We start from the raw sequence: 13,110 nt of genomic DNA on the forward strand, positions 1-13,110 counted from the left end.
ACTAGTTATATATCAGAATCATAGTTTAGTTTAACTAAGGCTAATATTGGAAAGCATATATAACAAGCAATTATTCAAAACAATAAATTCAAAGCCATCTTTAAAAAACGCCTTAAAAAATCACCTTTATAAATAAAAAACATCTCATAATAATTAATAAATCGGTATCTCATTATTAATTATTATTCCATGCGTAATAATGTCAGAATTTCATTAGTCTTTTCTTTCATTAGTACAACATCAAATCGCGACTCAACATTCAAACGGACCACGGGCTCTGTATTGGAACTGCGTAAATTAAAACGCCAATCTGTATATTCCACACTGATCCCATCAGTATAATCAACTGCTAGTGCTCCAGATTCATACTTATTCAACACACGGGCTATCGCTTCTTTCGGTTTTTTCAAGGAACTATTGATTTCACCGGAGGCTGGATAGGCTAGCATACGATCATGAACTAACTGTCCAAGTGTCTGTCCCTTAATACATAACAACTCAGCAACCAATAACCATGGGATCATACCACTATCACAGTATGCAAAATCACGAAAATAGTGGTGAGCACTCATTTCCCCACCGTATATTGCATCTTCTTTACGCATACGTTCTTTGATAAAAGCGTGACCAGTTTTAGACATAATAGGAATACCACCAGCCTTAGTCACAATATCAATCGTGTTCCAACTCAATCTAGGATCGTGAATAATGTAAGAGTTTGGATATTTCTCCAAAAAAGCTTCAGCCAATAATCCGACAATATAATAACCTTCAATGAAATTACCCTTTTCATCAAACAAAAAGCAGCGATCAAAATCTCCGTCGAATGCAATTCCCATATCAGCTCCATGCTTGAGAACCGCATCTGTAGTATCCTGGCGACACTCTGGTAGAAGTGGGTTAGGAATTCCATTGGGAAAATGTCCGTCCGGTTGATGATGTAGCTTAATAAATTCAACAGGCACGCCAGCCAATCTGAAACGAGCCTCAATAGCATCTATCACATGACCCGCAGCGCCGTTCCCTGAATTCAGTACTAATTTAAGCTGGCGATTAAATTTTTGGAAATTGATGTAACTAAGCAATTTGTCGATATAAGCATCCAATACAGTGATTTTTTTATATGCCCCACGCTTACCTATTTCTACTTCCGTAAAATTATTTTCTTCTGCTAAGCGTTGAATATCACGTAATCCAGTGTCACCACTAATTGGTTTAGATTCCTCACAAACCAACTTCATTCCATTATAATCTATTGGATTATGGCTAGCAGTTACTTCAATTCCGCCATCAGCATTTAAATAAGAAGTAGCAAAATAGATCTCCTCAGTACCAGATAAACCAATATCCAGCACATCAGTACCAGCATCTTGAAGACCATTTGCCAACGATAATTTCAATGCATCACTGGTAAGACGGACGTCTCCACCCAACACAATATTTTTAGGCTTTAAATACTCTCCGTAAGCCCTTCCGATACGGTAAGCAATATCTTCATTCAACTCTGCTCCTAATTTTCCACGAATATCATACGCTTTAAAGCAAGTTAGTTTTTCTGACATCTTAATTATCCCTAAATTAACAATTGCCATAATGGTCTTTTATACGAATAATATCGTCTTCACCTAAATAGGAACCAGATTGAATTTCCAGTAACTCTAACGGAATTTTTCCAGGGTTCTCCAACATGTGAATGGAACCTATTGGAATAAATGTCGATTGATTTTCTGTCAGCAAGTAGGTTTTATCATTTAAAGTAACCTGTGCCGTTCCAGCAAGGACTACCCAATGTTCAGCACGGTGATGATGCATTTGCAAAGAGAATCTACCACCCGGTTTTACAGTAACCCGGTTGACATGGTAACGAGGTGTTTTAACGACCTTATCATTACGCCCCCATGGGCGGTAAGATTCGCGATGAAGTCGACATTCACAACGATCATTTTCTTTTAGATACTCTACAACCTTTTTTACATCTTGAACCTGGGATTTATCAATCACCAATACTGCATCCTTAGTATTGATGATTACTAAATTTTTTACCCCTACCGCAGCTACTAATTTTTCATCGGTATTAATGTAGCAATCTGATGAATTATACGTAAACACATCACCGGTTAGAACATTACCATTGAAATCTTTATCATTCACATCCCACAGAGCAGACCAAGACCCAACATCATTCCAACCCGCATTAAGAGGAACCACAACGGCTTCTGTGGTCTTCTCCATAACCGCATAATCCACAGACTCATCAGGACAAGCAATAAACGCTTCCTTATCAACACGAATAAAATTTTCTAACGCATCAGGTTGCTGAGCAGAAATAGCCTGCTGGCAAGAACGAAGGATATCCGGACGGAAAGTTGACAGTTCATCAAGAAAACGACTGGCGCGAAACAAAAACATACCGCTATTCCAGTAGTACTCACCACGTTCCAAATACGATCGTGCCGTTGCTAAATTAGGTTTCTCAACAAAGCGTTGAACCCGAAAAGCAGAGACATCTATAGCATCAATCTCCTCACCACGCTGAATATAGCCATAACCTGTTTCCGGTCCTGTTGCCACAATTCCAAATGTCACTAATTTTCCCTGTTCCGCAAAAGGAATAGCATTCTGAATAGCTTGATGAAATATGGTAGTATTTTCTATTACATGGTCCGCAGCCAATATGAGTAGAAGGGGATCCTCCCCATTCGCTATAGCATTTAATGCGGCAAGCGCAATAGCTGGCGCTGTATTACGTCCGACTGGTTCAAGAATTATATTATTTGATAATTGGTCAATCTGCCTCAGTTGTTCAGCGACCAAAAAACGATGCTGTTCATTACAAATAACTAGAGATCTACTAACTTCAAGGCCGATTAGACGGGAAATAGTTTCCTGAAGCATAGACTGCTCACCATGTAGACGTAAGAATTGCTTAGGATAAAGCTCTCTTGACATGGGCCATAAACGGCTACCAGTACCACCAGCCATAATTACAGGAAGGATCATAGTATCTCTCTTATATTAATAATTAATGCAATAATCTTGGTTTTAATAAATTCTATTTAAAAATTCAATAAGGATTTTATATATTAGAAAATATTAATATAGTTATGAGAAGCCGCTTTATATAAGTTAAACACATTTTAAAAAAAATATAAAATAATCACAGGAGTGAATTTATGATTTATCTGAAGCTATTTTTATATTATTACATCTAGGATGCATTCCTGACATTAATATCTTAAACATTATAAAAACTTCTTTATATCTAAATAACACAATTCTTTTAAAAAACATTTTTATAAAAAATATAAAAGAAGATAGAAAACTTTCCGGATAACTCCGTAAAGTAATAACATTATCAATAAGTCTTTCTATCCGACGGAATTCAGAAGGTTTTTCTTCTAGACTAGACATACTATGAGATATAATGTTTGCTATTTGAATATTTATATGACACCCATTGTTTTTAATTAACTTTATTCTTCTGAACAAGCTAACGTCTACACCATATAAAGCATAGCGCTCATCAAATAAGGCGATATTATAATGACAGAACTTATCAATTAGAGATCTATATATAATCAATCCTGAACCAATAGTGTAAATAAAATCATTATCATCATACATACCTTCCTTATCTAATAAGCACCCTCTTCTTTTGGGATACATTACTGTACCAGATATCGATTTTATTATGGGGACTCTAATATCAACATCATCATTATGAACATAATTTAGATAATCTATAGGCACAGTAGTATCATCATCAAAAATAACATATCGTGAGTATAGATTACTTTTCAGAAAATCATTATAAATATAGCTTAAAGGCCTATTATTAAGATCTTCTATAATAACCAAATGGCTAAAATTACTTTTTAATTTATTCAAAAAAACACTATCTTTCTTAATCGATGATGGACCATTATTAAATATGGTCAGTGTAGTACTGATATTAGCTAAGTTAATAAGAGAATTTAAAGTCGTTGAATCATCACATTCTTTTGAATATAAAACCACTAAAATGTTAGTTTTCATAGTAACAAACCATTGTTAATTTAATATAATATGAAGATATTTTTGTGTTTTTATAAAAATTTTTTATTTGTAAGACTATTCAGTTTTTAAATTGTGAACGTTGTAACACCACTATTATTTCAATATGTGTCGATTAAGATATATAGTTCTATGTTATTTTAATAAAAAATAAATTTTAAAGTAAAATTAAATTATTTTTACATCGAGCTAAAATAAGCATCTATATATTTATTAGCGATATTTTTTTCATCGAAAATTCCTTTTTCCATTTCTGTCACAGGCATAGCACCTATATCCAAAAATTTTGTAAAATCTTCTTCTATATTCGCTGTAAGATATATATTTGGTAATATTCTAGATAGTTCGGTTATCCCACCAACAGGAGTTGAGATCACTATTTTTCCAGACAATACACATTCTACAACGACTCTTCCAAATGGTTCATTCCACTTAATAGGAAGAATAACAATATCCGTCATTTCCAAAAAATTTTCCAGCGAAATATAGCCTAATAAATCAACTCCTGTTTTTTTTGCATTAATATATATTTCGCTATTCTCCCCCATAAAATCTCCAGCAGCTATGAATTTATATTTATCATTATCCTTTAAACTCTTAGCCATATGACAAAAAACATCAAATCCTTTTTCTTTTGTAAGTCGACCAATAAAACCAATTCGTCGTTTACATACATCGTTCTCATGCACTAACTTATTTTTTATTACAGGTATTACAGAATTATAAATTGTTTTGCTTTCAGCTTTTATAAAAAAATTATTTCTTAAATGAATATTTCTTATGAAATCACTTATTCCAACAAATACATCTACATTTTTACTGGCTAGTTTTTTTGGGAAATTAATAAGATTAACTAAAAAAGAGCCATCATCTACTATTTTCCCATTTTTAAATAAAGTACTATTAGGATGTATTAAATAGTAATCTCTAGTCGTATGTACTACTTTTTTATTGTATCGCTTCGATGCACTCCAAACAGAAACAGACCAGCCAGCAAGATTATTTGTATGTATTACATCCGGGTTAAACGTCTTAATTTCATTAAGAGCAATAAAATATGACTTTATATTAAAACAGTCTAAAATATGCCAAGCTAATTTTTTTATTAAATTTACTTTAATATTACCGAATGGCCAATAAATATTAGGTATTGGGTAATATTGACAGTGAACACCATTAACATTATTATTTGATATATTTGGATCATTTACTAATGAAACAACTTTTACTTCATGTCCCATTTCCACCAAGGTCTCTGCCAGTAATTGAACTGATACTTCTGCTCCACCAAGCTTTTGAGGATAATAAAGCGTGTTAAAAATTAATATTTTCATATTTTTCTATTTTAGAAGTTTTATTGTTTCTTGAGAAAATAATCTCGCATCATCAACCACATATAAGTGATTATCACTATCAATAATACCCTCAGCACCAACAGATGTTGATACTACCGGTATTTTAGCTGCTAGTGCTTCAATTACTTTTATTTTAATCCCAGCACCATATCTCAATGGTACTATTGCCACTTGTGCTTTTTCGAAAAAACATTTTGGAGATTCAACAAATCCTGTAACAACTACAGACTCACAAGCTAAAGATTTTATAGTTTCAGATGGTGAAGTTCCGACCACATATAATTTAGCATTGTTAATTTCTTTTTTTATTAAAGGGAATATTTCGTTAACAAACCATATAACAGCATCTTCATTTTCTTTTCTATTCATAGCCCCCCAAAATAGCATAGATCCTTTTTCTATATTATCTCTATCTATTTCGCTAAAAGATTTATCAACCACGGGGTAGTCTATGAATATTTTTTCTCTATCAACATTCACATTTATATCTAGCAACTCTTTGTCTTTGGAATTTAGCACTATTATTTTACCAAGACCTTTTAATTTTTTTTCCCATTTCTTTATTAGAACAAACTGCGTATAGTAAAAAGCTTTTGAAATAATCCCCTTTGCATTCTCGAAGCCTCTTTCAATAGATTGAGAAATAACATCATGAACAACTAGAGTTGTTTTATCATACAGATATGAAGGTATATTTTGAATACCTTGTTCATATTCGACATGAATTTTTGCATCAGGAATTTCATTAAGTATATTTTTTATTACATTTTTCATTACAGAATCCGTTCTGATTCCGACTCCAACAGGCAACAACGGATTTTTTATAAAATTTTTTAATCGTCTAGTATTATTTATTTTAATTAAGTTAATAGAGGCACAATTTTTAAATCTTTCATTATTTAAGTAATTTAACTCTTTCTCATTAGCAAAGGACACCAAATGCACTCTGTTTCCAGCTAATATCATTTGATTCAATCTATGATAAGCTAGCTTTTGCCCTGCTTCAGGTATATTTGGCTCTGGTAAATACATAGATATAAAAATAATATCATTATAATTTATTTTACTCATGGAATAACCTTTAAACATATTAAAAAATCAGATGACCTTATTATTAAATATAATATTTAATACGCACCATCTCTTTTTATAACCACATTGATAGTTTTAAAAAGAATTGCAATATCATTCCATAAAGACCAATTTTTCACATACCAGGCATCAAAATAGACGCGGGTATCGTAATCAACATCACTTCTGCCGCTCACCTGCCATAGTCCGGTCATCCCCGGCTTGGCCATTAAATAATAATCAACGTCGCCGGCATAACGCTCCAACTCCTTTTCAATTACCGGACGCGGCCCTACCAGACTCATCTCCCCTTTCAGCACATTAAAAAGCTGCGGCAACTCATCCAGGCTGGTTTTACGGATAAAGTGCCCTACCCGGGTAATACGCGGATCATTTTTTAATTTAAAGTCTTTATCCCATTCGGCGCGAGCTTCAGGGTCGCTTGCCAATAATTGCTGCAGCACCTCTTGTGAATTGATAACCATAGAGCGGAACTTCAGGCATTTAAATTTTTTACCGTCACGGCCAACGCGCTCATGCCCATAAATGGCATTACCGCCATCTTTAGAGACCAGATATGCCAGAACAAGCAACAGCGGAGAAAGACAAATAACAATGCCCGCCGCACCGACAATATCAAACGTTCTTTTCAAAATGCGGGAAGTTCTTTTCGCCAGATTATTACTGACGCGCAAAATCATAACTTCATGGCTGAAAATAAACGACATATCCGTACCATACAGCGGCACGCCGCGTAATGTCGGGATCACGGACACCGAACGGCAATGGTGCTTCGCCAGCTTCTTTAACCACTCATCACGCAAGGCATGCTCATCAAACTCTAACGCCACAATAAACTGGGTTGATTCAGGATCGCACTGTTGCCAGAGCTGTTCCTCCTGGCAAATCACCGGTATTCCCAACAGTTCTTTCTCGCACTGTTTCCCGCTGGAGAAAAAAGCGCAGATGGCGAATCCCAGCACTTCTTCACTTTGCAAGGCAGCGTAGGCATCGCGGGCATTTTTGCCGGTGCCGATAATAATCGTCTGCTTTTGCCACAGGCCCAGTTTATTTAAAAGCCTTTTCACCAGCGCCCGTCCCAGGGGGACTAAAATAATCGCCAGCATCCATGTGATTACCCAGATATAACGGGAAAAATGCCATTTTGAAAAAGCGACAAGAGCCAGATCGAAAACAGAAAATATTACTAATGTCCGAATAACTTCTTTTAGCTCAAACCAAAACGGTTTGCGATAGGTATAATGGCGCAATCGCACCCAAAACCAGCCAATGCATAGCAAGGATAATATAAAATGCGAGGTGAATCGCGCGGGAAGCTCTGAGTCGGGAATAAAATCTGAAACATTATAGTTTAGTAAGCTTACTAAACCTAAGGTAATAAGCAGTGATAAATTAAATAGCAAAAAATCCGATAGCGCTAAAAAAATCTTTATTATATTGTTATTTATTGAATTTTTAATTGTATGCATGACTGCACCCCAGTTTATATTAATTCTTAGACCAATAACCCTTATGCATACTGAATTTCTTCACCAGAGCTTTAGGTAACCTGCTATAATTTTGCCCAAGCTTATAACCTACTATTTTAAAAAAATTATTTATACAGGCTAAAGGAATTGAAAGTGGAGATCTTTTTAGTAAGAATTTTAATTCTGAAAAAATAAATTTTTTCCCTTCTCCGCCGGCGCCGCCAAAACTCTCTCTAATCCAGGGCTCATCATGATGAAAAACGCCAATATCAAAATATCGTTTAAGCTCTTCCCAAGCGGAATAGTTATGCGAATGTTTTACGCCAGACTCGGCAACATAGGCAATTTTATAGCCGGCTAACACGGCCTTCGCCGCAAAGTACATATCTTCGCCCAGGATAGTATTAGAAGGGAAACCTCCTAGCGTTCTAAATATATCGGTACGATAGGCGGAAAAAGAGTTAGAGGAGAAAACTGTTTTAATACCATACTTCTTTCTATCGTCTAAACCTAGTATATGGCTTTCTGCGCCATAATTAAAATTACGCGCATGCGCCGCAATAGGGTTAGCATCATCATGGGGTAGCTGGCGGCCATAGGCAACCGCCACCTTTGGATTATTAAAAACCGATACGATAGATTTAATACACCCCGACTCCGGTATGGCATCCTGCGTAAGGAATATCACTATATCCGCATCCGCAGCTTTTTCGACTCCCAGATTTCGGGTTCCCCCATGATTGAATTCCGTTTTCTTAATGTTAATAATCTGAAAACCAGAATCTCCCGCTATTTGACGGGTATCATCACTACTGGATGAATCAATTACCAATACGGATTCAAAATCTTCAGATTGTTTTTTTATAGCGGCACAAGCCTTCCGCCACAATTCGCCGCCATTATAAGCAGGAATAACCACTTTAACTCGCATTATATTTCACCGTTGAAAGCAACAATAAACAGGCAATCATATTAAATTTATCTAATTTGATTTTTATATTATTAATGGTTTTATCCAAAAGGTATATTTAATTTCCATCTAAAATAAACATTAAATATAACTTCAGAAGTTCTATTTTATAAACGATTTTTGCTTTTTATGAAATTCAACATGCAATTTTATTTACAATCTGTTAATCCGTTGTTTTAAACCCTGTATTATTGGGAATGACGCCAGAACGCTTCGCCCTCTATGGCAATAGATAATAATGGGAGATATAAGGGAAAACACTTAGTTTTATAGCCAAATTTAAAGTTCGCCTTCAATGAAGACGAACTTATTTTAAAATCGAATTAATATTGAATAAAATCTAAACGTCAGATTATCTATTTTTTATACTCATAGGTATAGTAGTCATAATTACCGTAGCCATAATAACTCGCCGCTCGTTTGACAATCGCATTAAGAATAACGCCTTTAATCTCGGCGCCATTCTGTTCAAAACGGCGAATACTCACCTCAATCTCTTTTAGGGTATTCATCTCAAAACGGGCCACCAATAGCGATGTGCCGGAATGACGGCTGATAATGGCCGCATCGGTTACCGCCAGAATCGGCGGGGTATCCAGCAGCACGATCTCATAATGTCGGGAAGCCCAATCGATAAAGTCAGAGAAATGGCTATGCATTAATAGCTCGGAAGGGTTGGGCGGAATCTGCCCTCTGGGAATAAAGTCCATATTCTCCACCGCGGTTTTCCTTACCGCCTTTTCCACGGCAGTTTGCCCTGACAACAAATCCGATAATCCGTTGGTGCTCTCTGTCCCCAGCAGTTCATGGGCATAGCCTTTGCGCATATCGCAGTCGACGATCAGCACTTTCTTGCCCGACTGGGCAATCACCGCCCCCAGGTTGGCGCTGATAAAAGACTTCCCTATTGCCGGGCTGGCGCCGGAGATCATCAGCACATTATTTTTCGCCTCCATCATAGCAAAATGCAGGCTGGTGCGCAGGCTTCTGATCGCCTCGATCGCCAAATCGGTTGGGTTGCCGGTCGCTAATAATTCATTGGCGCGTGCATTGGTTTTTTTACCCCTATTGCGCGTAAATAACTCCCGGTCTTTTTTCTGCTGCCATTCAGAAAGCGGCACGCTGGCATACACATTAATCCCCAGCTCTTCCAGCTGTTCCGGGCTTTCAATACCTTTATGTAACATAGTCTTAAGAACTACAAAGGCAGTAGAAAGTACACCACCAAGAATTAAACTTAGCAATACAATCATTGCTTTCTTAGGACTAACTGGTTTTATCTGCGTCGCGGCAGGGTCAATAATACGCACATTCCCCACCACGCTGGCTTTATTAATGCTCAGCTCCTGCTGTTTATTCAGCAGTTGCATATAGACTTCCTGCCCGGCCTGCACATCACGAGTTAAGCGCAGGATCTCCTGCTGGGTTTTCGGCATTGCGCCCACGCGCTTATTCAGCTTGTCCCGCTCCTGCTCCAGCGTTCTGCGTTTTTCCAGCAGCGCGCGGTAGGCCGGGTGCTCTTTGGTATAGAGCTTAGAGATTTCCGCTTCTTTAAAGGTCGACTCATTTAGCTGGGTTTCGACGGAAACCATGGTATCCAGCACCGATTTAGCTTCCAGAGAAAGATCCACTGACTCATTCTGCTGACGATACTGATTAAGCTTATTTTCCGCCTCGTTCAGCGAATTACGCACGGTGGGCAGCTGTTCTTTAAGAAACTCCAGGCTTTTGCCCGCCTCTTCCGATTTACGCTCAACGTTTTGCTGCAAATAGTTTTGGCTAATGCTATTTAAAATCTTGCTAATACTGGCAGGATCTTCCCCTTCCAGACTAAGCTGTAGCACCCCAGTATCTCTACCAGTATCGGCAATGGAAAGATTCTCCAGTAAATCTTTAATGGCGGTTAATTCATTTAATTTCCTTAAACCAAAAACGGTGCCTTCCGGAGCTGCAATATCACTCACTAATAGCTTAAGACCATCGTGGATCTCTAACTTACCAACACTGCCGGTAAAATTAACAATATCACCGGCTATGAGCTGGTAGCTTGTCGGACCTAATATCGTTAATTCAATCTTTTCATCCTGCCAGGAGTCCGGTACATCAAGACGAGAAACGGCAATTTTTCCCGGCTCATCTTTCATAATGCGCGCCAGACCCTTGCCGAACACCGGAAAATATTTCTGCTCAACCACCGTATCTAAAGAAAGGTCGCGAATGGTTTTACCGATGACCATACGCGATTTAATCAATTCAATTTCCGCCGCCGACTGCGGCTTGGCATCCGGCAGCATACTGGTAATATCATTCAGCAGCGAATTACCCTGACTTTGCTCTACCTGAATCAACGCATCGGCGCGATACACCGGCGTAGCCAATGTCGCATACAGAATACCAATAATGGCAAATACGGCGGTCACGCCGATTATCAGCCATCTATTATCCAGCAACGTGCCTAACAAACGCCCTAAATCAATCTCATCTGACGCGGTTTCAGATGCTTTTACTGAAATTTTCTCTGCCATGGGTTTCCCTGACTTATTAAAGATTTAGTGCTTGCACCCATTTGCGGGCGGACTGCTCAAGTTGTGAATAGACGAATTCAAACGCCTCGCGGCTTTTGCGGTAGGGATCGGCAATCTCCTGCTGATTGAGCCAGTGGCCGAACAGCATGGTTTTACCCCTGACTTCCGGGGCGATGCGCCCCACCGCGTCAATATGCCCTTTTTCCATCACCAGGATCAAATCATACTGGCGGCAGAGCGAAGAGGTTAGCTGCTGCGCGCTGTGCCCGTCGAGCGACAGGCCATGCTGAGAAGCGACCTCGGCGGCGGTCGCGTCCGCAGGTTTTCCTACCAGCGCCCCTAATCCGGCGGAAGCTATGCGTTTCGCGGGCAACGCCTGCTTAAGCAGCCGCTCCCCGGTCGGGGAGCGGCAGATATTGCCGACACATACGACTAAAATAGAATCAAACATTGTTATCTCTACGGCCAATTACGCACACGCAGCGAGCCTTCGGTCAAATCATTAAATCCGGAGATGGTCGGCACCAACTGGCTGATAACCCGGTTCCAGCGCACCACCGGGGCGGTGGTCACATAGACGATATCGTAAGGCTGAAGCTGGAACTCGGTGCCCATCACCATGGCGGTGGCATCGTTGGCGTTAAGCTGATAAATATTGGCCAGTTTCGGCCCTTGCGCCCCTTTTAGCGAACGAATGACAAAGATACCGGTGGCATCGGAAAACGCCTGATCGACGCCTTCGGCATTGCCCAGCGCCTCGGTCAGCGTCATGCCGCTGCGATCCATTTTCAGGGTGCTCTGTTTCTTCACTTCGCCCATCACGAACACTTTCAGGTCGTCATTGCGGGGAATATAGAGAATATCGCCGGGGTAAAGCAGGCGATTTTGCGACAGGTCGCCGTTTTGCATCAACGCCTGCAGCGAGATACGCTGCTCCTTGCCGTTATGGGTCAACACCACGTTGCGCCAGTCGGCATTTTCCGTCAGGCCGCCCGCTTTGTTGATCGCATCCAGTATCGTCAACGGCACGTTGGTTATCGCCTGTTGCCCCGAGGTAGCCACCTCGCCCGTCACATAGGCTTTCTGCGAGCGGAAGGCGGCGATGCTGACGTCAACCTGAGGAGATTCAATATAGGTCGCCAGACGGCTCATAATCTGGTCGCGAACTTCAGTCACCGTTTTACCGGCGACTTTTACCTTACCGATATAAGGATAGAAAATAGTGCCGTCGGAGTGCACCCAGTTGCCAGTATCCGCCGCGGTACGATACGTCCCCGCCGGCGTGGTGAGTTCCGGGTGATCCCAAACGGTAACCATGATGACATCGCCGATACCGATACGGTATTCGTAACTCTGCAATTCGCTCTCAAGCGCCGGATTATTCTGCGCCACCAGCGGTTTAGCGCGCATTTTTTCCACCAGATAAGGCGTCATCGGGTAAATGTTGACAAGCTTATTAATGTCAAAATCAGCATCCTGCTGTTCAATTACTTCTTTACCACCGGTGGAAAGATGCGTTCCGGGGACGAGGGTACAACCACTGAGCAGAACGGTTGACACCACCAACGGTAACAATTTTAACTTGTGCTTTATCATCCTGTGTATGCCATCGCTTTTGATTGAAAATTGCGCAAATCCCTACAAAA

The 13,110-nt window shown here is 39.4% G+C and carries 10 protein-coding genes; all 10 read right to left on the reverse strand.

Annotated features, from left to right (window positions below; genetic code table 11):
• Positions 1-182: 182 nt before the first annotated feature.
• Complete coding sequence (cpsG, locus tag VSX58_RS05465) at positions 183-1,562, reverse strand: phosphomannomutase CpsG (protein WP_327617220.1); 1,380 nt, start codon at positions 1,560-1,562, stop codon at positions 183-185.
• 16 nt (positions 1,563-1,578) lie between these two features.
• Positions 1,579-3,000, reverse strand: a complete 1,422-nt coding sequence (locus VSX58_RS05470) for a mannose-1-phosphate guanylyltransferase/mannose-6-phosphate isomerase (protein ID WP_327617222.1) — start codon at positions 2,998-3,000, stop codon at positions 1,579-1,581.
• A gap of 171 nt (positions 3,001-3,171) precedes the next feature.
• Positions 3,172-4,035 carry a glycosyltransferase family protein gene (locus VSX58_RS05475; RefSeq protein WP_327617223.1) on the reverse strand — a complete coding sequence of 288 codons (864 nt, stop codon included), beginning with the start codon at positions 4,033-4,035 and terminating at the stop codon, positions 3,172-3,174.
• Between the two features lie 197 nt (positions 4,036-4,232).
• The gene (locus tag VSX58_RS05480; RefSeq protein WP_327617224.1) at positions 4,233-5,387 is read right to left on the reverse strand and encodes a glycosyltransferase family 4 protein; all 1,155 of its coding nucleotides are present in this window, start codon (positions 5,385-5,387) and stop codon (positions 4,233-4,235) included.
• Between the two features lie 6 nt (positions 5,388-5,393).
• Positions 5,394-6,479, reverse strand: a complete 1,086-nt coding sequence (locus VSX58_RS05485) for a glycosyltransferase (protein WP_327617225.1) — start codon at positions 6,477-6,479, stop codon at positions 5,394-5,396.
• A gap of 56 nt (positions 6,480-6,535) precedes the next feature.
• Positions 6,536-7,969 carry an undecaprenyl-phosphate galactose phosphotransferase WbaP gene (wbaP, locus tag VSX58_RS05490; protein ID WP_327617226.1) on the reverse strand — a complete coding sequence of 478 codons (1,434 nt, stop codon included), beginning with the start codon at positions 7,967-7,969 and terminating at the stop codon, positions 6,536-6,538.
• A gap of 19 nt (positions 7,970-7,988) precedes the next feature.
• Complete coding sequence (locus tag VSX58_RS05495; RefSeq protein WP_327617227.1) at positions 7,989-8,900, reverse strand: glycosyltransferase family 2 protein; 912 nt, start codon at positions 8,898-8,900, stop codon at positions 7,989-7,991.
• A gap of 395 nt (positions 8,901-9,295) precedes the next feature.
• The gene (gene wzc, locus VSX58_RS05500) at positions 9,296-11,464 is read right to left on the reverse strand and encodes a tyrosine-protein kinase Wzc (RefSeq protein ID WP_327617228.1); all 2,169 of its coding nucleotides are present in this window, start codon (positions 11,462-11,464) and stop codon (positions 9,296-9,298) included.
• A 16-nt stretch (positions 11,465-11,480) separates the two neighbouring features.
• The gene (locus VSX58_RS05505; RefSeq protein ID WP_327617229.1) at positions 11,481-11,915 is read right to left on the reverse strand and encodes an arsenate reductase/protein-tyrosine-phosphatase family protein; all 435 of its coding nucleotides are present in this window, start codon (positions 11,913-11,915) and stop codon (positions 11,481-11,483) included.
• Positions 11,916-11,923: 8 nt separating this feature from the next.
• Positions 11,924-13,060 carry a polysaccharide export protein gene (locus VSX58_RS05510; protein ID WP_327617230.1) on the reverse strand — a complete coding sequence of 379 codons (1,137 nt, stop codon included), beginning with the start codon at positions 13,058-13,060 and terminating at the stop codon, positions 11,924-11,926.
• Positions 13,061-13,110 lie beyond the last annotated feature (50 nt).

The sequence above is a fragment of the Brenneria populi genome, assembly GCF_036016195.1.
Lineage (GTDB): Bacteria > Pseudomonadota > Gammaproteobacteria > Enterobacterales > Enterobacteriaceae > Brenneria > Brenneria populi.